This window comes from Pseudomonas songnenensis, assembly GCF_003696315.1.
Classification (GTDB): Bacteria; Pseudomonadota; Gammaproteobacteria; order Pseudomonadales; family Pseudomonadaceae; genus Stutzerimonas; species Stutzerimonas songnenensis.
In genome coordinates this window covers 192,137-214,214 of record NZ_RFFN01000006.1, presented here as the reverse complement: position 1 = coordinate 214,214, position 22,078 = coordinate 192,137, and the positions used below count along the sequence as shown (strand labels likewise).

General features: G+C 61.3%; 29 protein-coding genes. All 29 read right to left on the bottom strand.

Annotated elements, in window-relative coordinates; all coding sequences use genetic code 11:
- Positions 1–304: 304 nt before the first annotated feature.
- Complete coding sequence (locus tag EA798_RS16770; RefSeq protein ID WP_122099669.1) at positions 305–2,218, bottom strand: hypothetical protein; 1,914 nt, start codon at positions 2,216–2,218, stop codon at positions 305–307.
- On the bottom strand, positions 2,218–3,360 hold the full coding sequence (locus tag EA798_RS16765) for a hypothetical protein (RefSeq protein WP_122099668.1): 1,143 nt from the start codon (positions 3,358–3,360) through the stop codon (positions 2,218–2,220). Before EA798_RS16765 ends, EA798_RS16770 begins: the two co-directional genes overlap by 1 nt.
- A complete protein-coding gene (locus EA798_RS20810; protein ID WP_122099667.1) occupies positions 3,361–4,122 on the bottom strand; it encodes a hypothetical protein in 762 nt (253 codons plus the stop codon).
- The gene (locus tag EA798_RS16755; protein WP_122099666.1) at positions 4,119–4,904 is read right to left on the bottom strand and encodes a hypothetical protein; all 786 of its coding nucleotides are present in this window, start codon (positions 4,902–4,904) and stop codon (positions 4,119–4,121) included. Before EA798_RS16755 ends, EA798_RS20810 begins: the two co-directional genes overlap by 4 nt.
- Positions 4,904–5,314 (bottom strand): hypothetical protein, encoded by a 411-nt coding sequence (locus tag EA798_RS16750; RefSeq protein ID WP_122099665.1) that lies wholly within the window; start codon positions 5,312–5,314, stop codon positions 4,904–4,906. The genes EA798_RS16755 and EA798_RS16750 overlap by 1 nt, the downstream gene beginning before the upstream one ends.
- The gene (locus tag EA798_RS16745) at positions 5,314–5,610 is read right to left on the bottom strand and encodes a hypothetical protein (protein ID WP_122099664.1); all 297 of its coding nucleotides are present in this window, start codon (positions 5,608–5,610) and stop codon (positions 5,314–5,316) included. The genes EA798_RS16750 and EA798_RS16745 overlap by 1 nt, the downstream gene beginning before the upstream one ends.
- On the bottom strand, positions 5,607–7,043 hold the full coding sequence (locus EA798_RS16740) for a hypothetical protein (RefSeq protein WP_122099663.1): 1,437 nt from the start codon (positions 7,041–7,043) through the stop codon (positions 5,607–5,609). The genes EA798_RS16745 and EA798_RS16740 overlap by 4 nt, the downstream gene beginning before the upstream one ends.
- Complete coding sequence (locus EA798_RS16735; protein WP_122099662.1) at positions 7,043–7,606, bottom strand: phage adaptor protein; 564 nt, start codon at positions 7,604–7,606, stop codon at positions 7,043–7,045. The genes EA798_RS16740 and EA798_RS16735 overlap by 1 nt, the downstream gene beginning before the upstream one ends.
- Positions 7,606–7,902 carry a hypothetical protein gene (locus EA798_RS16730; RefSeq protein ID WP_122099661.1) on the bottom strand — a complete coding sequence of 99 codons (297 nt, stop codon included), beginning with the start codon at positions 7,900–7,902 and terminating at the stop codon, positions 7,606–7,608. Before EA798_RS16730 ends, EA798_RS16735 begins: the two co-directional genes overlap by 1 nt.
- Before the next feature lie 47 nt (positions 7,903–7,949).
- The gene (locus tag EA798_RS16725; RefSeq protein ID WP_122099660.1) at positions 7,950–8,921 is read right to left on the bottom strand and encodes an SU10 major capsid protein; all 972 of its coding nucleotides are present in this window, start codon (positions 8,919–8,921) and stop codon (positions 7,950–7,952) included.
- A 12-nt stretch (positions 8,922–8,933) separates the two neighbouring features.
- Complete coding sequence (locus tag EA798_RS16720; protein WP_122099659.1) at positions 8,934–9,800, bottom strand: hypothetical protein; 867 nt, start codon at positions 9,798–9,800, stop codon at positions 8,934–8,936.
- 71 nt (positions 9,801–9,871) lie between these two features.
- Positions 9,872–10,162, bottom strand: coding sequence for a hypothetical protein (locus tag EA798_RS16715; RefSeq protein WP_122099658.1), 291 nt, complete (start codon positions 10,160–10,162; stop codon positions 9,872–9,874).
- The gene (locus tag EA798_RS16710; protein ID WP_122099657.1) at positions 10,159–12,195 is read right to left on the bottom strand and encodes a portal protein; all 2,037 of its coding nucleotides are present in this window, start codon (positions 12,193–12,195) and stop codon (positions 10,159–10,161) included. Before EA798_RS16710 ends, EA798_RS16715 begins: the two co-directional genes overlap by 4 nt.
- Positions 12,192–13,463, bottom strand: coding sequence for a phage terminase large subunit (locus EA798_RS16705; RefSeq protein ID WP_256075917.1), 1,272 nt, complete (start codon positions 13,461–13,463; stop codon positions 12,192–12,194). The genes EA798_RS16710 and EA798_RS16705 overlap by 4 nt, the downstream gene beginning before the upstream one ends.
- A 10-nt stretch (positions 13,464–13,473) precedes the next feature.
- The gene (locus tag EA798_RS16700; RefSeq protein WP_208643728.1) at positions 13,474–13,791 is read right to left on the bottom strand and encodes a hypothetical protein; all 318 of its coding nucleotides are present in this window, start codon (positions 13,789–13,791) and stop codon (positions 13,474–13,476) included.
- Between the two features lie 115 nt (positions 13,792–13,906).
- Complete coding sequence (locus EA798_RS16695; protein WP_122099655.1) at positions 13,907–14,176, bottom strand: hypothetical protein; 270 nt, start codon at positions 14,174–14,176, stop codon at positions 13,907–13,909.
- A complete protein-coding gene (locus tag EA798_RS16690; protein ID WP_122099654.1) occupies positions 14,173–14,496 on the bottom strand; it encodes a phage holin, lambda family in 324 nt (107 codons plus the stop codon). Before EA798_RS16690 ends, EA798_RS16695 begins: the two co-directional genes overlap by 4 nt.
- 490 nt (positions 14,497–14,986) lie before the next feature.
- On the bottom strand, positions 14,987–15,532 hold the full coding sequence (locus EA798_RS16685; RefSeq protein ID WP_122099653.1) for a hypothetical protein: 546 nt from the start codon (positions 15,530–15,532) through the stop codon (positions 14,987–14,989).
- Between the two features lie 13 nt (positions 15,533–15,545).
- A complete protein-coding gene (locus tag EA798_RS16680; protein ID WP_122099652.1) occupies positions 15,546–16,775 on the bottom strand; it encodes an oxidoreductase in 1,230 nt (409 codons plus the stop codon).
- The gene (locus EA798_RS16675; RefSeq protein ID WP_208643727.1) at positions 16,775–17,227 is read right to left on the bottom strand and encodes a PDDEXK family nuclease; all 453 of its coding nucleotides are present in this window, start codon (positions 17,225–17,227) and stop codon (positions 16,775–16,777) included. Before EA798_RS16675 ends, EA798_RS16680 begins: the two co-directional genes overlap by 1 nt.
- A 278-nt stretch (positions 17,228–17,505) precedes the next feature.
- Positions 17,506–18,003 carry a dATP/dGTP diphosphohydrolase domain-containing protein gene (locus EA798_RS16665; protein ID WP_208643726.1) on the bottom strand — a complete coding sequence of 166 codons (498 nt, stop codon included), beginning with the start codon at positions 18,001–18,003 and terminating at the stop codon, positions 17,506–17,508.
- Complete coding sequence (locus EA798_RS16660; protein WP_045158729.1) at positions 18,000–18,293, bottom strand: hypothetical protein; 294 nt, start codon at positions 18,291–18,293, stop codon at positions 18,000–18,002. Before EA798_RS16660 ends, EA798_RS16665 begins: the two co-directional genes overlap by 4 nt.
- Before the next feature lie 157 nt (positions 18,294–18,450).
- On the bottom strand, positions 18,451–18,756 hold the full coding sequence (locus tag EA798_RS16655; protein WP_122099650.1) for a DUF1364 domain-containing protein: 306 nt from the start codon (positions 18,754–18,756) through the stop codon (positions 18,451–18,453).
- Positions 18,753–19,241: a hypothetical protein gene (locus tag EA798_RS16650; protein ID WP_244221290.1), complete on the bottom strand. Its 489-nt coding sequence runs from the start codon at positions 19,239–19,241 to the stop codon at positions 18,753–18,755. The genes EA798_RS16655 and EA798_RS16650 overlap by 4 nt, the downstream gene beginning before the upstream one ends.
- 21 nt (positions 19,242–19,262) lie before the next feature.
- Positions 19,263–19,934 carry a dcm methylase gene (locus EA798_RS16645; protein ID WP_122099648.1) on the bottom strand — a complete coding sequence of 224 codons (672 nt, stop codon included), beginning with the start codon at positions 19,932–19,934 and terminating at the stop codon, positions 19,263–19,265.
- On the bottom strand, positions 19,931–20,182 hold the full coding sequence (locus EA798_RS16640; RefSeq protein ID WP_122099647.1) for a TraR/DksA C4-type zinc finger protein: 252 nt from the start codon (positions 20,180–20,182) through the stop codon (positions 19,931–19,933). The genes EA798_RS16645 and EA798_RS16640 overlap by 4 nt, the downstream gene beginning before the upstream one ends.
- Positions 20,179–20,355: a hypothetical protein gene (locus EA798_RS20665; RefSeq protein WP_167462978.1), complete on the bottom strand. Its 177-nt coding sequence runs from the start codon at positions 20,353–20,355 to the stop codon at positions 20,179–20,181. Before EA798_RS20665 ends, EA798_RS16640 begins: the two co-directional genes overlap by 4 nt.
- On the bottom strand, positions 20,352–21,014 hold the full coding sequence (locus tag EA798_RS16635; RefSeq protein ID WP_122099646.1) for a replication protein P: 663 nt from the start codon (positions 21,012–21,014) through the stop codon (positions 20,352–20,354). Before EA798_RS16635 ends, EA798_RS20665 begins: the two co-directional genes overlap by 4 nt.
- On the bottom strand, positions 21,014–21,865 hold the full coding sequence (locus tag EA798_RS16630; protein ID WP_122099645.1) for a replication protein: 852 nt from the start codon (positions 21,863–21,865) through the stop codon (positions 21,014–21,016). Before EA798_RS16630 ends, EA798_RS16635 begins: the two co-directional genes overlap by 1 nt.
- Positions 21,866–22,078: the final 213 nt, after the last annotated feature.

The window sequence follows — 22,078 nt, the reverse complement described above, 5'->3', positions numbered from 1 at the left end:
GGCGGCGTCGGCGGATGCTTGGGATGTACTGGCAGAGTCGCGAACAGTCGCAATAAACGACGCATGCGCTCGCAAATAATCGTCAGTTGTGGTGGGCGACTCACTCCCGGCCGGCGAGTTGTTGCCCGCGGTCGTGGAAAGGTCGTTTATACTGGCCGGTACTGGCATGGAAGACTCCAAATTTCGGAAACAGGGGCGCGCGCGTGGACTTCGCGAATTTCACTTACGTTGACTGGATGTTGTTGAAGGGCGCGGTTTTATGCGTCGGCGCCGCCATTTACGGCGCCATTCAAGGATGGACTGATTAGTCTGCGCCGATGACCGGAGCAGCCTTGCTGACACCGAGCAGGCCCTTGCGGCCAGCCTCCAGCAACGCCGGATTTGCAGTGTCACGAAGCAGCATCAAGCGCGCAGCCTCTGCGGGATCCAGCATTGTGTTGGCGAGCAGCCCAGCAATCTCCTGATTGGCCTTGCCGTAGACAACATCGCCCGCACGCGCCCCTAGATTGCCAAGCACCTCGCCGCCCGCGAAGTTGCGCAGGAAGGTCGGAATTCCAAGCTGGTTCATCATGTTGTTGTAAGCGAGGTTTTGCGCAGTATTGGAGCCAACGCCACGCCCTGCCGTCTGCGCGAACTCAGCTCGAGCAAGATCATCTTTGATGGCGTTCAAGCTAGCCAACTGCTCTGGCGTCAGCGTTCCGGCCAATGTTGCCTGTTTAAACCCAGTAGCCTGTCTTGCGGTGTCGTCGCTTAGCTTACGAGCAAACTGAGACGCACGAATCCGGCCGGTAAGCGGGTCGATGACGTTCTTCAGTTCATCACCAATGTCCATCTGATTTATGGGCTTCGACGCTTCCTGATAGGCTCTGCGCGACTCGCCGTATGCCGGCGACACCTTGTCCATCTCGGCAATTAGCCGATCCTTGATATCCATCACGGCGGCTTTCTGGTTGCGCGCCAGGGCATTACTCGGTGAGCCAGCTAAGGCATCATCAACCGCGAGCTTCACATAGTGCAGGCCGTCGATCGACTCCAGCGGGTTGTCAATCTTCTGGCCCTTGTCAGCCGCGAGACGTTTTGCTGAAGCAATGAACTTCTTCATTGCCGGCCGCTCTGCCAGCTCCATCAGCTCTTGGCTTGGCTTGATACCACCAGCTGCCTGCGCTCTGGCAGAACCATAAGCAGCTGCCGCCGCTTGCTCTCGCGCCTCTTCCGCCGCGCGGCGCGCAGCCGGAGATCCGGCCAGCGTTTCAAGCGCTTCGATTCGGGCCTGATTGTTCTCGGCAAATCGGCCATGCAGAGCGTTGGCCGCGTCAGACGACCCACTGAATGTGGAGCGCTGCAATGCCGCAAGGCTGGGCACCTGCGCTGCCTCTCCAACGGTTGGCTTGGATCCTGGGACCAATTCGCGCGCCGACTGCAGGTTGCGGATAGCGTCATCTACTTGATCGCCAGAGAACTCCCGTAGCGCGCGGCTGATGATCTTCTCGCGACCACGCTCGTACAGGGGTTCCACCAGGCTTTTTACTCCGCCAGACGCTGCGCGAGATGTGTGGGCAACGCCCTTCATGACCAGTGGCAGGCCCCCGCCAATCAGCGCACCGGTTCCCGCCTCTTCCGGATTGACCATGCCAGCAGCTAGGCCGCCAGTTGCCGCCCCTCCGACTGCGCGGGTAGCAAGCCCGGTAATGCCGGTTTTACCTGCCGCGTTGATTCCGCCAGTCTGCAGCGCGCTAATGATCGATGGCGTTGCCCCGGCGACGCGGGCGCCACCAGCCAGCATAGACCCCGCGCCTGCAGTGCCTGCAATCTCGCCAGCCAGTTTGCCGCCTTTATAGCCGAACGAATCAGGCTTGGCTCCAAGGTCGGAGAGGCCCGCGTCCATAGCAGCGCGACGGGCTGCGTTCTCCTCTGCAGTATCGCCGCCAAGGGCATTTGGCAAGATACGCATTGCGGTAGCACCGATGGAGCCTGCCCCGCGAATTAAACCGCCCGTCACGTCGCTAATCTGCTGTGCATTGGTCGGGATGCCGAGCGCCAGAGCGATTGGGCCAAGGCCAGACACGGCAGCGAGCGGCGACATACCATCCAGCATGCCGGGTTTCTGTGCCTGCGGAGCGGCGGCATCTACGGCCGGGACCGGCACAGCAGATACAGGCGCAGCCGCTTGCTCTTGCTCAAGGCGCAGCCGGAACTCGAATTCCTCTTGCTCGGTCATCACTGCATCCCCTGGCTACGCTTCCACGCTTGGTAGCGAGCCTCTTTGTCTGGATCGAATTGCATTGGTGCGCCTTGCGGAGCCTGAGCCTGCGGCATACGTCCACCGTTGAGCCGCTCTTGCCCCTTCTGCATGACTTTCCGTAGATCCATAAGCGAGCGCTGGAACTCTTCGTCACTCTGCGCACGATTCAGGCGTGCAATGGCCTCGGTGGCCTTCTTGCCTTCCACTTCGGTGATCTGGCCGCCGCCTTTGAGCGATTCGAACGCCTGCAGGAACGCGGTGCCGTTGATCTGGTCGAGCACGACTTGGAAGTCACGCGGGGTTGTGCCTGGTATGTAGTTGCGCGGGTCGAGCACGCCAGACAGGCCCGTAGCAGCTTCGCGGCCAGGATGCTGCAGTGCCTTGTCGATGACGCCAAGCTGAGCAGCGATAGACGCTTGCTGTGCCTCCTTCGACCGGTTGCGCTCCTCGCGCTTGCCCTGCAGCTCCTCGAGCTTCAGCTCTTTCTCCTGGATGTTCAGGCCCTGCATGATCTGGTTGGCTTCGCGGGCAATGTCGTTCTGCTCGGAACGAATGCCAACGCCAGCCCAGCCGCGGCGGCTTGCGTCGCGCTCGGACGGCGACATGCCGACGCTGAACGACTGCCCGGCAGAAGGCTTCACGAACTGCTTCATGTCCCCAGTGTCGACCAGCTGCGGCGCGACATAGCCGTTGAGGCCGGAGCCGACAAGACCGCCGTATTCGTCGAGCTGGACGATCTGCTTGCCGCCGTCCGGACCTTCGATTTCCTGCGTGCGCGCAACCTTGGCGCGGCCTGCATTCGGAGCATTGGCGTAGTCCGCGACGTCTTTCGGGCTGATGCCGAGCTGCAAGGCGGCCATGGTGTCGAACTTCATGGTTCCGTCCGGCCCCTGGGCGTACAGCGTCGGGATAGCCTTCTTGACGCGCTCAGCCTCCTGTCGCTTCAGGTTCTGTTCCTGCAGAGCGGAGGCAGCGCTGTAGCCGGTAAGGCCGGCCAACCCAGCGCGACCGATGTTGTTGACCGGAGTATTGCGGTTGGCGCCGGCCAGGCCGGCAAAGCCGGCAGCCAGCAGACCCTGCCCCATGGGGGACTTGGCGAAATCGAGCAAACCGTTCATTTACACCATCCCGCGACGCGCTAGGCGCCGTTGTTGACGCGCTTGCTCAGCGCTCTGCAGCTGCGCCATCTGTGCTTGCTGCCCCTGTGAGGCCAAAGCCTGAAGCGCCTGCGGTCCGCCTTGCGCCTGCATCACCTCGGCGGCCTGGATGGGCTGCGGCTGATTGGCTTGCTGCATCTGGTTGTTTATCGACATTCCAGTCTGCGCGGCGTCCATATAGGGCTTTGCGGCATCCATGTACTGTTTCCCGGTCTGCAGGAAGCCGCCACCAGTTCCAGCAGTTGAGCCGAGCAGCCCGCCACCCTGAGAGCCGGCAATTGAGGCATTGCCAACCGTGCCGGACGCCAGTGGCTGCCCCAGGCCAAAGCCAGTCGTTCCTGCGGTCGTGCCAGTCGATCCAAGCAGGCCGCCAGAGCCGCCAGCTGTGCCAGCTCCGCTTGCTGCTCCTGCGCCGCCGCCCATTGCACCAGCCGCAGCGCCGCCCGTATAGAAGGAGGCGATGGCCCTGGCAATGCCGTGACCCGTCTTCCCGGCGCCGGTGTTGATTCCAGCGTCTTCCGCCTCCTCGTACCGGTGATCCGCCGCACCGCCCCACTGGTCGATCAGCGGCTTGTCGTCGCGCCCTAGAATCTTGTTCCAGACTTTCGTCGAGAACGGGTCGGCTGAGCCGTAGAGCAGGCGCGCAGGATTATCCTTGACCTGATTGGCCATGCCCTTGAGGTTGAACACCTCGAAATTGCCGAGATCACCAAACCAGCTCATTTACCACCCCCGCCCTTCTGTGTAGTCGTCGCCGATCCGCCAAGATTGGAGCCGAACACGCCAGACATGGCTGCCAGCTGCTTGTAGGGCAGGTCCTGCCGCTCTTGATATTTCTGATATTGAAAGTCGCGGTTTTGCTGCGCCTGATCCTGCTCGATCTGGCCAGCATTGAGCAGCTGACTTGCATCGGTGTAAGCCTGGTTGCCGAACTGCTGCGCCATGCCAATGCTCTGCATCTGGCGGTTGCGGTCGGTCTCGTAGGCGTTGCCGTACATCTGCGTCGCCACGTCGCCTAGGTTGTTGGCGAACTGCTCCTGCAGGCCGGAGTTGCCAAACGAGCCAGAGCTGACGGCGCCTGTGTTGAATTGCGAGCGTACCGAGTCTTGGGCCTTGCCTACCATCTGATCAAGGTAGGGATTCGTCTGCCCGCCCTGAATGTTGGCGTTCAGGGCCGCCTCGGCGTTATCCATAGTCTGCGAGCCGTTCAGCGCACGCTGTTCGATCATGTCCAAGCCTTGCTGTTGGGTCTGGTTCAGATCTTCAAAGCGCTTCCCGGTGTACGGGTTGTATGCCCGCTTACTAAGGCCAATAGCCTTGCTGGCATATGCGCTAGCCAGCGGTTTCAGTTCGTTTGGCAGCTCCTGCTTTGATGTGGAGGTTTGCTTGCTGCCTCCACCGCCTCCGTGCGGTCGAATACGCTCGCCGGGGCGGGTCGGCCACCCGCCGATAGCCGGGCCTCCAAAATCGGCGCTCAATTCTTCATTGAGCTTGTCGAGGGTCATCACAACTTCACCTCCAGGGTTTCATATACCGGCGAGAACCCGCAGCGCGAGCGATACAGGCGGGCTTGAGCAGGCCTGGCAGCGCACCGAAGAGCGGAACAGCCGTGGGCCTCTGCCAGCGCCTTGGTTTCATCAAAAAAGCGCTCAAAGTGGCCGTTTGGAGCCCACATCTCGTAGATGTACAGCGCGCGGAGATTTGGCAGCTGCTCAATGCTCAGAACCGCCCACCCTACAATCTGATCACCTTCATCCATGCGAACCAGAAAGCGCTCGCCGCGAGCCAGCATCATCTTCAGCTGATCGCCAGTAATCTCCCCGCCAGATGTCGCGCAGGCATCGCCCAAATGATGGGCACCCTCTTTCCATGCCCGGTCGATATGGCTCGCCGGGACAACGATCAGTTTGTTCATCAGTTACCCGTCAGATAGCGGCATTGAACCCAAGTGCCAGGCGTACCGCCCGCCACGCAACGCCAGCCGTCGATGATGTATTTGTTGGGTGAGGTGCCAAGCTCGGAGGGCGCAGAGTTCTTGACGAAGTCGCCTAGCGCCCACGTTCCGCCTGTCGGCGGCGCTGTCAGCGCGTTGTAAGCAGCCGCCATACGCCCTTCTGCCAATGCGTTGATCAGCAGCGCGTGCTCGCGCAGGACGCGCTCCAGTACCGGGTCGTTCTTGGCAACCCGTGGCGTCGTGTTGATCTTGTTCATCGCCTGCCCGCCGCTTTAAATGTGGCGTTGATGTGCGTCACACGAACAGGCCCGGCAAAATTGACGACCGCCTTGTGCCAGCGCGCGGCGCGCAACACGTCAAACTTGCCGTCATTCATCGTTCCGGATGCGCCGACCGCGAACGTGCCGCCGCTGTTCTGCGAATGCAGCGTTTGAACCGTAGCTGACGATGGCGCCTTGCCGTACCGCAGCCGGATCTGCTGCAGCTTGGTGACCGCATCGTCGTCGCCTACCTCGCCAGTGGTTAGGCTGCTGCTTGTGGACAGGCCGGTGTAGCTCTTGAGCTGGTTGCTTGAGTCAAAAACCGACAGAACGCGCGCGCCGGCCGACCAGAACGGCGAGTCAAACCCGACGCTTGGTAGCGCATCGATTGACGCACCAAAACTGTCCCACGTATCAAACGTGACGCCCGGCGTAACATGCATCAGCGCGGCTTGCACTGAGCGATCAGCTCGCCCCCACTGCTTGGTTTGCACGTGATAGACCAGAACACCATCGCATTCCTTGCTGCCTGCCTTCGGGTAAAACACCCAAACGCGGTTATTCTCGCGATCGAAGACGCATGTCGTTTTATAGAGGTAGTCGGAACTGGCTTTTTCAACGAACCAGCGTCGCACTGTCCCATCGCCAAGCGGCACAGGCCTCGTCCCGTCAAACAGCCAGAAATTATCGGGCCCAACGAAGAAGTGAACTCCGCCAATGTCGCAAATGGCGTGCTTACCCACGCACCCAGCATCTCCGCCTGCAACCTGCGTCCAATCCCAGATCGCCGGAGGGCCGACGTACTGCCCGAGGAACATGGAACGCTCCTTGTAGGCAATGGCGTACTCGCCTAAGCGGGCGCCTGCAGTAAGGTGCCCGGGAGCCGCAACCAAGCGACCCGATGCGGCCTGCGTGGTCAGTGACGGCGTCCAATCGGTGTCATCGAACACCGCGCAACAATGCCATTGATCGGTGCTGGCGCCGGTATTAAGCGCCATAACAAACGAACCGACCGAAAAGATGATGTCCGCCACTGGCGCAGTTGCGATATCAGCAAACGCGCCAGACGTTGAGCGCTGGATCGGCTGCGCACCGTTCGCCATCAGCGTGGCATCGCCAAACTGGGCAAACGACCAGCGAGAGTCTGCGCTGCCCGAATAGCCTCCGACGCGGCTTTGGTCGACCCATGCGCCGGCCACCAGTTCGTAAATACCAGCCGTGGTCGCAGCGAAGATCCGGCGCGTGTTATTCAGCTTGTAGACGACAGCGGTGCCGCGGCAGGAAGCTGGCAGCGCAGGAATGCCAGCCGGCGCAACCGGCTCCGGCGCGCCTTCCATGCCGATCAGCGCCGGGATGAGGTTCTGGCAGTCGGACAACAGCCCGGGCGTGGTTTGGTCGGCGTCCGGGGCAAACCCAATAAGCGGAGTCATCAGCGCGGCCTCGCTACCAATGGACCAGGCCGGCGCTGGTCGTTGCCTTGCACTTCGGCCAGGGCCTGATCGAAGCGCGACTGCCAGATTGAAGGGTCGTCGCCGACGTACAGCGCAGCCTCAACCAGCGCGCCGAACAGATACAGGCTCCAAGGCCCCTCGCTGACCCAATTGGTCGTAGCCGTAGCCAAGGCAGGGATGCGCACATAAAGCACGCCCTGCACGTCTCCAGCGCCGTCAAAGCGGAGATTGGCGCCGTCCCATGCGTACATGGTCGGAATGCCGTCGCCACCCGCTGAAACGACAGACTCGAGCGACTGCGCCACCAGCGGATTGCGTTCGTGACTGGGCACCCACAGCGCCTTGGCATCGATCGCGTCGACGGCCGGGGTGATGAGGTTGTCGACGATCGCAGTCACGGCCAGAGTCGATTCCATCTGGCGAACACGAAGGTGACGATTTAAGCGCTCCTCAGTCAGCTCAATAAAGTCTGGAATGCGGGCCGTGAGGTCGTCGCGGTTCATCCACTGGGCGACTTTTGCGCTGATCTGGGCGTAGTTCATTACTTGAGCGCTCGATTGAATGTGCAAAGGAGCGGATTAGCCTTAAGGAAGGCCCTGACCCGCTTCTGATCGATCGTTCCGTCCTGGCGCAGCATCGTGGCCAGCTCGGCATTGGGAATGAAGCCGACGTGGCGCATCTCGCCCCACTTCTCGCCGGCTGTTGCCTCGCGCATGGCGGCGGCGACGGCCTTGAACGGCTCGGCGTCGTAGGTCTTCTCGAACACGATCCGGTCGCCCAGGTCGTGAACAGTGGTCGTGACGCCTGTTTCAGCGTCGTGTTCCTTGAATACAGGCATGAAAAACCCGCCCCAGTTGCCTAGGGCGGGCCTCAGTCAAGCGACCGTTAGGCGGTCAGGTTGGCGATCTTGCCGTGCGCGGTTTCCGCGGTAACGACCAGGCACGCTTCGACGGAGACCAGCTCCTTCTCGGTGTGACCGGTCTTCGCCAGCGCCTCGGACTTGAAGCCGCCCAGGTAGGCGATGCCCGCGTGCTCCGGGTTCAGAATGAACACGGTGTTGGCGTTGGCGGTGGCCTGCACGTAGTTCGGCACGACGGCCAGTTCACCGAAGTCGGAGACGTACACGTCAGCGCCACCAACGATGGTCGCCTGCTGACCCTTCTTCACTTGGTTGCGGTTCGCCGCGATACCAGCAAAGCCGGAGAAGGTCGCCTTATGGCTCGGGGTCATCGAAATGATCGATGGCATCTCGCCGGAGTTGGTGTAAATCTTTTGCATCACCGACTTCAGCTGCGCTTCAGCGAACGCGCGGTTGGTGCCCGCGGTCTGTGCAGTGGTCGCCAGGCCGGAGGTGTGAGCCGGGGTGGCACCCGCGCCGCCGTGATCGGTGTTGCTGTACAGCATGGCACCAAGGCCGGCCGACTTGCGGGCCGTCGAGCTGTTGCCCTGCACGGCTACGTTATCGGACAGCACCATTGCCTCTAGATCGCGCTTGAGCTCAACCATGCGCTTGCTGATCTGATACTTCATCTCGGACGAGCGACCGGCCGACTTGGTCTTTTCCTGGGTGCTGGACACCACGGCGACCTTGTCGAACAGCTGCACGGTGTTAGCCACGCGCTGGGTCGGCGTTGCGGCGGTCCCGGTGCGGTCATCGCCTTCAACGACGGCGTTGTCCTTGTTCGGGGTCGCCAGGCTATCGCGCTGCCATTCGTGCAGGCGCTGAGTGGCCTTGAAGCGGCGGATGGCCGAGACGACCGGAGTTTTCTCCGGGCTGACCATGTAAATCTTGTCTTGCAGGTCTTCGCGGTTACCTACGGCGGCGTAGGAGTCGAAGGTATTGGTAGGCTGTGCCATGTGTGAAACTCCTTACAGGAATGAGGCCAGATCCTCGGGACGGCCGTTCTTCTTCAGGCGGTCGAGGGCGGCTTGGTTCTGTCGTTTGGGCTGCGCGGCCATCGGCTTGATTGCCGGGGCTGCGGTGGCTACGCGCTGCATAGCCGTAGGTTTCTGCGCCTGCAGGGCTCGCCACTTCATGGCGTCATGCAGGATGTGGACGTGGCGGGCATCGGTGAGGTTGTCCAGTTCCTCGGGCTTGATGCCGTACTCCAAAGCTGTCTTGGTGATCTGCTCAGCGACCTGCGGTCCAAAGTCAGGCAGTCGTGCGCGCAGTTCCTTTTCCGCCTCGGCGAGCATTTGCTGACGCTGGTATTCCGTCAGTTGCTGGACCTGGCTCTGAGACTGCTGCAGTTCTGCGTACTTGGCTTGCGCTTCACGCTGCAGCTGCTGATACGCAATGGTCAGCTTCTGCGCCTGGGCTGGGTCGGCATCAACGAGCGCATTCCAGTCCAGCGCCTCGAATTTGGCCAGTTTGTTCTGCACTTCGCGGAACTCGACGGCCTTTTCGAACGAGTCACCGAGGAGCCGTTCGCGTTGTTCCAGAGCGTGCGCGCGCTCCTCAACGACTCGGCGTTGCTCGGCAACTGCTTGGGTCTTCTGGGTGTAGTCCTTGTGCATGAGGACCATGTCCTTCAGTTCCTTCGGAACCCTGTAGGACTTGCCCTCGATTTCGATCAGTTCGCCGTCGTCCTCTTCCTCCTCGGCGTCCGGTTGCTGCTCCTCTTCGGGCAGGCCTTCTTCCTCAGGCGCGTCGAGCACTTCGTCTTGCTGTTCGTCTTCGTCCAGAAGGTCGGACACATCGTCCAGCGACACTCCGTCTAGGTTGGTGTCAGTCATCACACACTCCAGATCGCCCGATTGGGCATAAAAAAGCCCGCACATGGCGGGCTAGATGGGTTATCGGTGGGTTAGCCGACGACGCGGCGAATGAATCCTGGCTTCTCGAAGCGATTCAGCTCAGCCGTGGCCAGCTTTCCTGTTTCGATGAAGCCGGTGAGGATGTCGCGGAACTTGCGGCTGGTCTTGATCAGCTGCCAGAGGGCCTCTTTGCCCTCCTTATCGCGCGCCGGGCAGGCAATCCACTGCTCCATCACCTCACGGTCAATGGCTGCCAGCGCTTCCTGCAGCAACTCGTTTTCCAACAGACTCATCGCGTACTGGCCGCGGGTCTGCTGCTCTAGCAGCTCTGAATCAGTCACAGGAAGCGCTCCCCTTCGTTGTTGTGCATCGCAGTGCCGGCGCGGTGGATAGAGTCGCCGTGCGCCAGGCGCAGCTGCTCCATCTGCAGGCGGAATTGACGGTCTAGCTCGGCCTGTTCAGCCTTGAACGCCAATTCCTTGTCCTGCTTCTGCATCTCGAGCTGCATCTCGGCTTGAGCCTTCTGCTGGCTGTCCTGCAGCTTGGCCTTTTCGATCTCAACCTTAGGGTCAGGCGGCGGCGGGCTGTCGTCCTCCGGCACCGTGTCGGGATCAACCCAGAACTCCTCGGGATTCTTGAAGCCGGCGTTCTCTGCCAGGCGGGCCTGCACGTTGAACACCTGTTTCGGGCTGAGCAGCTGCTTGGCATACGGCGAACCGGCCACCGCAGCCTGGCTTTGCGCGATCTGCATCAGGAACTGGCTCTGCTGCTCCACGTCGCCAGTACCGATACCGACGTTGATGGACATGTCGTACTGGTCGCGCCACCCTTGCGGGTCGTACTGCACGAACTTGCCATTCAAGCGATAGCTCAGCTGCTCCATGCCGTTGTCCGATAGCGTCTTGAAGATGCCGCGGAACATCGGCGCGACCAAGCATTCGGCCGCGATGCGCGCCATCAGCTTCATGCGCTTCTGGCTGGCGTTCATGATCATCCGCGCGCCGGTCGCGGTCTTGTTCAGGGAATCCCCGTCCAAGCCTTGCGAATAGCGCGTCCAGCCGGTGCGGTTTTCCTTGCTCGACTGCAGTTGCTCGAGCATCGGCATGGCTTCGATGCCCTGCCAGCGCTCCATGTAGGGCCGGACAGCACCTTGGATTTTCTCGCGGATCACGCCACCCGGGCGGCGGTTCAACAGGTCGTCAATGTTGGCCTGCGGGTTGCCCTGCGAGTCGGTGAGAACCACCGTCTCCTGGTTGTTGGCCAAGTACAGGTTGTCGATCTGCTGCCGCAGAATCGTGGTGTGGATGCGCTGGAAGTCCTCGACTAGATCAGCCACCGACACACCGGAGAAGGCGTGCGTCATCAGGTACGGCGACCACGCGGCAATCGGCACATGGCCGCATTCCTCGTTGCGCAGGATGCGATTACCAAGGCGGATGATGTGGCGGCGCTCGGCAATACCGTCACCGTCGTAGTCGCACATCACGTACTCGTCACGCAGGTAGCCGCGCACCATCGTGGCATCGGCGGTGTCTTCGTCTTCCCAGTCATCGAACCGACCGCCGTTGTTCTCGCGGTAGTCGGTGACGTTCTCGTAGACCGCGGCGCGAACATCGGAGGCGTCCACGTCAAAACCCATCTCACGCAGATCGGAGACGCTGCGGCGGGTCACGTGGCAAACGTAGGGGCATTCATCCAGCAGAGGCGAGTCGTGCCGGCGTGATACCTGCAGCTCCTCGGGCGGAATGGCGACAATCGAACACTTGCCCTTCTCTTCCACCGTCTTGATCTTGACCGTGAAGCGTCTGGACAGTGGCAGCCCGCTCATTAGCGCTTGGGCGATCTCTTCCTCGCCCGGCTCGACCTCTTCCTGCTCAACTACCTCGGCGTTCGGGTTGCCAGCCAGGAACTCAGCCAACTGCATCTCGTCGACGGCGCGGTATGTGTTGAAGGTCGGCGTGCGCTTCTTCTCCCAGAACCACTTAACGGCACCGGTTTTAAGCAGCAGCGCGTCCTTCAGAGCGGTGTAGAGGATCAGGAAGCCGTTGTTCTGCTTGTAGAAGACGTAGTTGCAGGCGTTGGTCACCTGCTCGGCGCTCTCCTCGTCTTCCGGGCCAACCGGCTCGAAGACGACGGCCTTGTCGGAGCTGGTGAACACCTCGATCAGGTCGGGCAGCATCCCCTCGACCGCATCGAACACGTCAGACGAGACGACAGCAGAACGGCCTTCCTCCTCGTTGCCGTAGGGTTCGCGCGTATAGGCACGCATCGCCCGGGTACGTTCTTCCTGCAGCTCGCCGTCATTGAACAGATGGGCCTGGCGCGCCTCGTCATCGAGGAACGACAACAGGTCGGCGTCGGTCATCTTGGTCATGAAATCATCCGGTTTCGGTAGTTGAGCGGCTGAGCCGGTCGATTTGCAGGGAGTTCGTAGGCGACGCACATCAGGCCGAAGGCATCAGCAGAGTGCGATGCCCAGTCGTGGGCAGGGCCAAGGCCGATGCCGCGGATCTCGTCGCGCTTTTCGTGATACCAGCCCAGCGCCTCGCGGCCAGCCTGGGTCGGCTCCTCGTTAAACCACATCGACGGGAACAGCCTGCGGGCCGCTTCCACGCGCAGCATCGCCGCACCCTTGCCCTGATTAGGGACAACGGTCACAACGTAGCCTGCAGCCTCGAATGCGGAGCGATAGGACACGTCATGGACCTTGTCCTGTGTGTCGCCGTCGTGCGGGAGCCAGATTTGCGCGCGGTCAGGCGTGTAGCCACGAGAGCGCAGCCAGTTCAGGTGCGCCTCAATCGGCTGGCCTTGAACCTCGTAGTGATCGAGAACGCGAATCTCACGCCCGATGAACTGCACAGCCCAGAACACGAAGGCATCAGCCTTGGCTCCAGTGCCGCCAATGTCAGCAAACAGGCGAATGGTCATCAGCGGGTCAGCAGCGACGCGGCCAATCCGGTTCTCTGCCTTGGCCTGAGTCAGCGGCTGGGCGAAGTAGGCGCCGGCGATGGTCGTGGCGTACTCACCTTCCCATACATGGCCGTACTGGTCAGGACGCTCCTGCGCGTCACGCAGGCGTTCGCGCTCAAGCTTGCCGGGGAACTTGGGGTTATCCCGCCAGTTCAGCTCAATGACCTTGACCAGCGGGTCGTTGGCGAACCTGAACCGCGACTCAACCGGCGCACTCTTGCGCTTCGGGTTCCAGGTGATCCACAGCTCGGCGTTCCAGTCGCTGCCCTCTTCACGCAGCGTCGGAATCAGCGTCAGCCAGGCCTCATCTGTGACTGGCTCAGCCTCATCTACCCAGCAGATCAGCAGGCGGCCTTTCGACTTGATCGATGCAATGTTGCGGTCAAGGCCGGCGAACGCAAACTGAATGCGCCCGTCGCGGCTCTTGATGTACTTGTCGCCCACGTCGTAGTAGGCAGCAAGGAATGGTTCTTCTTCGATTGCCCGCTTGCACTCCTCCAGCGAGGAATCGTCCAGCGAGTTCATGAACTGGCGGCCACACAGGATGATGCCGGACTCGCCGCTCATCCCGTACATGTAGCCACGCACAGCGGCCATCTTGGCAAAGGAGCGAGTCTTGCCCGATCCCCGGCCACCATATGCACCGCGAACGTCAGCGCGCCCCTGGAACACAGGCAGCAGCTTAGGCGGCAGTGCTATCTGTACTGTCGTCACCTAAGGCCACCAGTTCAATGCGGGTCACGGTTTCAACCGGACCTCCATTGGCGCCGGTCAGCTCTACGTCTTGCTTCGCCTTGCCATAGCCGCGGTCGAGGATCTCCTTCACCGCAGCCACACGAGCAGCGGGCGGGGCATCGCCATTGCGCGCTATCTCGACCAGGTGCGTAATCGCTTCCTCGCCGAACGACTGGGCAATCTCTTTGATGTCCGCCGTGATCTTGTTTGGTGTGCCTTTTTGCCGCCCACCCGACTTGGGCAGGCCCTTCGGTCTGCCGGCCATATCTAAACCTTTCTAGTTTTGGAATGTTGACGCCAATATCTCCACGCCTCCATCCCCACCATCAGGCATACGCATGCTGTGAGGTAGAGGATGATCAGGATGGCGAGGGGGCGTTTCATGCGGGCTCGTATGTCGCCGCGAAGGTGTCGGGCCTGCACGGGTATAGCTCACCCTGCACGCCACGAATGATCCAATCGCCGGGATAGGCAAAGTCGCACCTTTCAAGCGACCCCTTCACTATGGCGGATATCGCCACGCGATTAGCTTCAATTCGGAATCTGACCCCGCGCGGAAGTCTTTCGCCGAGGAAGAGAGCCACCGCTTCCTGGTTGTCTCCAGTCCATTGAATGGCATCGATAACGGCCGGCTTCTTCCTGAATTTCATACGCTCGCCTTCTTCTCCCCGAACCGGATGAACCAGTCGCGGAGCTTCTCTACACCGACAAAGCCAGCGCAGGCGCCAAGGAAGATCGCCATATCCACCGGCAGGCCAGCCCACAGCAGAGCGGGCTTAAGCGCGAGGGTCATTCCCCCACACAAGCCACCTTCGAGGATCATCTGCCGGCGAGTGCCGCCACCGTAGACCACACGAAGGATTGCAATGAACGCGGCAAGCGCAGGGGCATACATCGTCGGTGCGACTGCTTCCAGCCATGCGAAGAACGCTGCCCATAGGTCAGGACTTTTCTCGGGCATCTTGGGCATCTCGGTTATCCCGCATGGGGCAGTTGGTGTTTGGTCCGGCCTCACATGCGCGTGCGATCCGCTCGGGGCAAGGAGGCAGGCATGGGGCCGGAAACTAGAAAGCCCCGACACATGGCCGAGGCTTGTAATGGGTGCGCTGGGTGGTGAGCCCTCATCAACCGTTTGCGCATAAAAAAAGCCCCGACCGAAGTCAGGGCTCTTGGATTGGTGCAGGTGGCCGGCGCTGATTTCCGGCTTACGTCACTCGACCTCGGATTTTCCGGCAGGACACGAGACGCTGGTTTCCTGTTTCACGCGCATCAGCCTGCGCATTCACCTGCTGACTAACGCCCGGAGATCATCCCGGGCGGCCTTGCCGGAGCGAGGTCTTCAAATCACTGTCAATCCTTAATGCGCAAGATCGACAGGATGGGCATATAGTGGCTCACTGGCTCACTAGATGCAATACCTTATTTGCCCTGATTCGGGCTTTTTTGGGCAAATCTGCCGCTTATGCTGCTTTCTCAGCAATCAGCCCCTCGCTTTCGAGTATCTCGTGCGCCTCGACCAAAGCCCTGTCAACTTGCTGCTCCAGATCGCGGCGAATGTCACGGCGCCACCGCTCCAGAGTTTTCTGCGGGCGACCGTCAGTGTCCCAGTTGTTGATGTCGTACCATCCTGCAGCCATCACAACGGTCGAGCGCTTCCCTTCCACGCCAGGAAGCTTCGGGAATGCCCATGTGGCCACCGCGCACTGTACGAAGCGCTCCGGTGCCGGCGACTTGATGGATCCAGCCAGCGCTTGCATGGCGTCGTGCTTGCGCTCCAGGTGCGTCGAATACTTGGCCACGAGAGCCAGCCAAAGGCCGACCGGCAGCGCCTTATGCAGGCGGCCATGCACCCAGCAGTCGGTTAAGAACGCCTCCTCCTTGCCGCAGATCGCCCCAGGCACGCGAGCAGCCTGCACCTTCGGCTCAAAGTCACACCCACCAGCCGAATTGATCACTTCGCTCGCCAGGGCGCGCACTACTGCGGAAACCACGTTCTGATAATGCATGATCGCTCTCCCCTTAGACCGAATACACAGCGCGGCGCTTGAGTGCTTCAGCACCCGGCATCGCCTTGTCGATGATGTCTTTCACTTCTTCAGCGCTGATCGTGATTCGGCCTTTCTCGCCGTAGGTCTTCGAGCGCAGAACGCAGGTCAGGCAGGCACGGGACCGCCAGCCGCCGTCATGCGCATACTTGTCACCGGGGGCAATCTGGTTCCACGACTCGACGGTTACGCCAGGGTGTTCCTTGCTCTGCATCTTGTGGTGGATGTGCCCGATATCGATGTAGCGATAGGTCGCCTCGCCCCAGTCCTTCGCAAAGTCGGTTGCCATGACATGCGCTAGGCGGTCCGGCTTGCACTTGTCGGAGTGGTGGCACAGCACGAAGACATTGCCCATCCGGTACGGGATGAAGACGCTGGAGTTGTCCAGCACATGCAGGCGATCGTTGCTGTGGTAGACGTGGCGCAGAAAGACGCGCATCCACACGTCATTGGAGCGAGAGTGGTTGCCCTGGTTGACGATGACGTCGACAAACTTGAACTTGGAGAGGGCCTTGTCGACGATGGATCGCATGATGCGCGCCGCGGTGTCGATCATCTTCGGATAGCGCGAGTCATAGTCGAAATCGTGGCCAGACTCACTCTTGGCGGTGAAGTCTTGGTAATGGGTCAGGTCGCCCATGTCCTGGATTACACAACGCTCACAGCTCGGCGCGCGATCAATCAGGCGGTGCATTGCCGTGACCAGCTCGCGCTCGGCAATCTTCAGGTCGAAGTTGTGGCCTACCTCGTCGGCATGAGCGAGCATCCCGACGTGGCCGTCACCGATCTGGAACCACGGGATCACGTCAGTATCGAGGTCGACGGCCGGCGCAGGGATCACAGGTACAGGCGCAGCTTCGAGGAACGACGACACGTAGCGCTCTATCGTCTGAGCCAGCATCGCCTGGTCTACGGTCGTCTTGTGCCATTCCAGCACCGGCTGATCCTCGCCGCGCTTAAACAGCATGGACGTGCCGCGCAGGCGTAGCGGCTCCGGGACCGGACGCGCCAGATTGTGCTCTGGGTTGTATCCCTGCAACGTGGCCTTAGCCCGAACTGCCTTGATGCCCTTCTGCACGGCATTGAAGTGGATGCCGAGCGAGCTGGCAGCCTTGCGGATGCTCCCCTCGCGCCAGTAGTGCTCCAGATACTCCGCCTGCCGGTCTGTTGCGTAAGCCAATAGTCTCTCGTCGCGTGCGGCCATTAGGCGGCTCTCCCCTGCTGCATCAGAATTTGGATTGTCTCGATCGCGCGCCCGCTCTTGATCATGGCGGGGTCGCAGCGGTAGATGCGCCACCCGAGGCGGGCAGCGGCGTCGTATTTCTTGAGGTCGGCAGCGAAGCCGGCGCCGGTGTTATGCCGGCCATGAACCCAGCCACCACCCTCAACCTCGATCAGCAATCCTTGCTCCGGCAGCGCGAAGTCAGCGCGCCAGTCCTGCAGCCCAGCCTTGGCCAGACGATCACGCAGGCCCTTTCCAGGCCCTCCACATGCTTCAGCAGCGAAGCGGTACTCTCGGATGGCCTCGATTCCTTCCGCGCGCAGGTGAAGCGCGAGCGCGTCCTCAGCCTGGCTCGCCGTGGATTTTCCCGATCCCGCACTTTTCGCCGGCTTGACCGTTGTTTGGGCTGAGGCATTACGGATCGGGAAAGTCATCTACTCCCCCTCGCCTTCGCTTCCAGCGCCGCACGAACCATCGACCGGAGCAGCGGGCTCATCCGCGACAGCTCGGCCGATACCCACTGGCGCCACTTCGGCAGACCCATTGGCTTGCAGCGTTCCCGCATCTTGTCCGCGATTGCGAGGGCAAGATGCTCCGCATTGGCCTTGGCAGTCAGGCCTTCCGCTGTTAATCCACGCCTCGCCGCAGATGATCTGGTCGTAGTGCTCGCCGTCATTGCCGTTCTGTCCTATCACGTCGATTCGAGAGAGCTTCATGCCAGTTCCGCCTTCTCGGCATCGGTGCGGCAGTCGATTGTGTTCTGCTGGCCGAATGCCTCGGGCATGTCCGCGATGGTGAAGTGCTTCGGCGACTTGTCCGCGTGCATCTCTTTGAGCCGGCCGACGTACCCTGTCAGTTCGTTGATCAGCGCGCGATAGCCGCCCTTGTGCTGGCGGTCGTCGTTCAGCTTTCCGGCAGCCTGTGCATCGACAATGATCGCGAGGCAGGCCAGCGCATGGGCCAGGTGAGGCACGCCGCTGTCCGGGTCGTTCTCTTCGCCCTCAAACCAGGCGTTCAGGTGGCGATTCGCAGCATCGAAGTAGATCGAGGCGCGCACACCGGAAGCACGCCAGTTGGCGCGCCCGTACTTCAGCATCCCGTCTAGCAGGCCGATGGAGCCCATCGCGCTTGCGGTAGTCGGCCACAGATGGATCGGCAGCTTGCTCGAGCCGATTGCGTCCTTCGGGTTCGTTGCTTTCAGCTCACTCATGCTGCGGCTCCCTTGCGGTGGAATTTGCGGTCGTACCAGCGGTAGAAGTACTGGGCGAAGGTGATGCCCAGCGAGCCGCCCAGGCCAGAGATCAGCAGGAACGGAACGGTATTGATCTGCGAGTGGGCGACCGACCAGATGTAGGCGAACTGAGCCAACGTGATCAGCCACGACACGACGAAGCCGGCCGGGATCTTGTCGTCGCGCAGGAGCTTGCTGTTGAGCCCCAACAGGAAGACCTGGAAGAAGGCAGAGGTGAAGACCATCACGGCCTGTAGTTCTGGAGTCATGCTTGCGGCTTCCTTGTGGCTCTGTTGTTTGCGATCAGGGGTATCTGGCCGGGCTTTAGCGGCCATGGGTGTTCCTTGCGGCAGTCGTGGCACCAGACGATCTGGCGGCTACTGAAAGCCGTGGTGTCGTGGTTGGCGTTGGTGGGGCATGGGACTTTCATGCGGCGACGACTCCCTCACGAACCAGAATGTCGATCGTCCGCATAACGCCCTCGGCGTGAGCCAGGCGGATGTCCTCGCGGGTCATGCCTTCCGGCGCCTTGATCCGGCCGTCACAGACGCTGTGGCAGTAGTCACAACACCATGCGCCCTGCAGGTTGTTCGGTTTGATGCCTACGCCGCAGGTGCCGGCCAGGCGGTAATGCGCAAGGACGGTCGTTTCGGTGTTGTTCGGGCAGCCGGGGATGCGGACGGTGCAATCGCGACCGCGCGCGGCCTTGGTGAGCTTGGTTTGCTTGCTCATGCCACCTCCCGGAACGTCTCAAACTCGGCCATCTCGGTCAGGCGCTCTTCGGTGAGGGTCGGCCAATCGGTCTTGACCAGATACGCGCAGCAACCGCGCCAGAAGTCTTGGAATGCCTCCTCGCCCATCGAGTCGTAAGACAGACTCTGCGGAACGGCGCGCGTCAGTCGGCCAAGCCCTGGAATGTCGAACTCCTCCCGGTCGCAGCAGACGCCCGACTCGCACTGCAGCGCCTTGATGGCAGCGTGCGCGGTCATGCCGGCGAATCGGTCGATGTTCTGGACCAGCACCTTTCCGAGGCCATGAACCAGGTTGTTGAATCGCTGATTGCGCGGCTGCTTGAGGTCGGCGCGCACCTTGGCGTTGAGCTTGAAGCCGCGCTCGGTCATCAGCGAGGCATCGGCATCGGAAGCGGCCACGAATGCGGCGCGCTCCTTTCCGGTTGCTGGATCAATCATCTTGCGAAGGGTCAGGTAGACCGGCATCGCCTTGGGGGCTTTAGCCATTTACGCGGCCTCCCACAGATGCAGCTGCCGGCGCAGGTGCGGGGCGTTGGCCTCAAACACGGCCCGGGCGAAACCCTTCGGCGTAGCGCTGCGGAAGTTGGCGCGCTCGGGGCCTGGCGGCGCGGCGTGAATGCGGTTGTCAGGGGAACCAAGGTCGATAGCCTTGAACTCGTCCGGCATCACGAATCCACCCCCAACCCACAGGCAGGTCTGCTTGGTGTAGTTGTCGTCGGCGCAGTAGCCGGTGAACTCGTGCGGATGGAAGGTGTGATCTGGCGCGCCGAAGATGCTCGAGAACACCGACACCGGGTTTTCGAAGAACCATGGTGCGCCGCTGATCTGGCCAACCATGCGGCACTGCTCAGCCACCAGCGCAGCCTTGGTCTGGAAGTGCTTGTCGGCCTCTGCCTTGGCAGCGAACCAGCGAGCGCCGGAGACGGCCACGTCAGTGCAAGGCGGGAAGCCGGCCACAAACACTACGCGGCGACCGCGGATGATCTCACCGAGACGGCAGGCGGCCTCAAGCACGGTGCAGGGCAGGCGTTCGATACGACCGTCGTTGCTGTACTTGCCGTGCTGCGGATCGACCAGCACAGCGTCATAGCCAGCCTCAACCCACGGGGCAACCATGGCGCCGGTCAGGTCGCAGAGGGAGATGATGACTCCGTTCATGAGCGGCGCTCCCGCAGAGTCTGGTACTCAACGCAGCACACCGCCGACGGGTATGCCTTGCGGCGAGCCTCGGAAATATCGATACCGCAGTCCTCGCATTCAGATAGCCCGCTGCCAGACATGAGAGCGCGCACCGTGGCTACAGCGATCATCGATGCTATCGACTCATAAGCCGTGGCCTTGTCGGCTGGATCGGGAGCCGTGCGGACTTGTTCCAGGGCTTCGGCCATCTCTGCAAAATCACTCATCGCTTCGCCCCCAATGCGCGCTTCACCGCGCCGTCCATCTGCACCAGTCGGTAGTCGTTGCCGCGCTTCATGCGGACGACGGTGTTTTCTTCCTGATCCACGGAGAAGCCATCGGCCTTGAGCTGGTCGACGATTACTCGCTGGGGAAGGGTCATTGAGCGGGAGCGGTTCATGCCTGCTCACCCCGCACGGCCTTGCGCAGGCTTTCCAGTGCCGAACGGGCCACCTCTGGCGTGCGGACAGATACGGTCTCCGGCAGGGCCAGCGGGATTTCACGAAGCGGCTGGCCAGTCATAACCATGCGGACGGTGATCGCGTAGTTCCGGTCGAACAGCTTGCGGCTGCGCTCCTCCGGCATGTTGGCCAGCTCGTAGAACCCGGTTTCGCAGGCGGCGTGATGGACTGCCGGGTGCGACCAGTTACGCTCAGCGGCCGGATGGGCATTGGCGCAGGCTTCTCGGTATGCCTTGGCAGCGTCCGGCAGGCCCATCATTTCCGGTGTCGGCTCACACCAGCGGATGAAGCGGCCAACGCTCGGGGCGAAGTCGCCGCCGGACTTGCGGCACTGCTCAATGCCGAAGCGGATCTGCTCGATGGTGTTGATGCCAGCAGCCATGAAGCCCTTGATCCAGGACTTCTTCGCAGCCTTAAGCGCGTCATCGTTCGGCCATGCCTGCCGCCAGGCCGGGAAGATGCACTGCAGCTCAACGAAGAGCTTGTTGACGACGCTGGCCGTGCCTTGGTCGATAGCGCGTGGAGCAGTGACCGGCTCGGCAAGCGCGACGTGGTTTCCGCTGGTGGCGGACGGGATGAGATCCTTGACGTTGCGCATCACAGGTCCCCCAGATCGTTCGCCCAGCTGGTGTCGCCGGAGTGGAAGTCAGGGGCGGTCGTGTTGCGCGCCGGCATGCGGCCTTCAGTGGTCAAGCGGTTAACAACCCAATCGACCTTGAAGCCCTGCCAGCCGGCTACCAGCGCCTCAGTCATTGCGGTCTCAGCGGAGATGCCAGCAGCTACGCACTTGTCCAGCTCAGCGTTCAGGGCGGTCCAGACGGTTGCGCTCAGCGCGGCGCGCTTCTTGTTGCGCAGGGCAATCCAGTCTTGAAGCAGTTGATCAGGGATAGCGTGGGGGTTGTCAGCCAGCATGTGAGTCAGGCCGAACCCTGCCGAGGATGGCTTGCGGCTCTTCGCCTGGGCTGCAGGCTTGGCCTTCACGGGCGGCGTTACAATCTCTTCCGAAGGAAGAGTTGTTTTCTTTGTATAAAGGAAGCAAGTTGCCGTTTTGGTCTCACTCGCGTCATGTCTCAGTGAGACGATTTGGGCTGAGTGAGACGTTTTGGTCTCACTGAGACTTTCATTCTTTTCGTCGTAGAAGGCCCATTCGGAGACAGGCGAAACGCCAAGATCACCGCGGCTACCACCGACACGGAAGATGACCCGACGCTCAAGCAAATGACTGATCGCCTTCGATACGACATCGCGGCGCATGTTGGTCAGCTTGCCGATCTCGTCAGCAGAGAGACGCTTACTCTCGACGTTGTAGCCGATGGTCTGGCGGGCGATAGCCATCACGACGCGGAACTCACGAGCTGGCAGATCAACTGCAGCCAGAGCCTCCATGATGCTGTTGTCCATCCGGGTGAACCCCCGTTGGGTGTTGCCAATCTGAATAACGTTTGTCATGATTCGTCCTGTCTGTTGTTGCTGTTGAAGAAGCCACCCTTGCCCGGTGGCTTTTTTGTTTCCGCTTTATGGGTACTGGATGAAAAAACAGCATCCATTCCCCGATTTCACTTCTTTACCGCTTGGCCTAATCTGGAACCCATGGAAATCACTGACATGGACGTTCAAATGACTAGGCCGGGAATCTCTGAATCAGGAAGCCTCTTGCCAGGG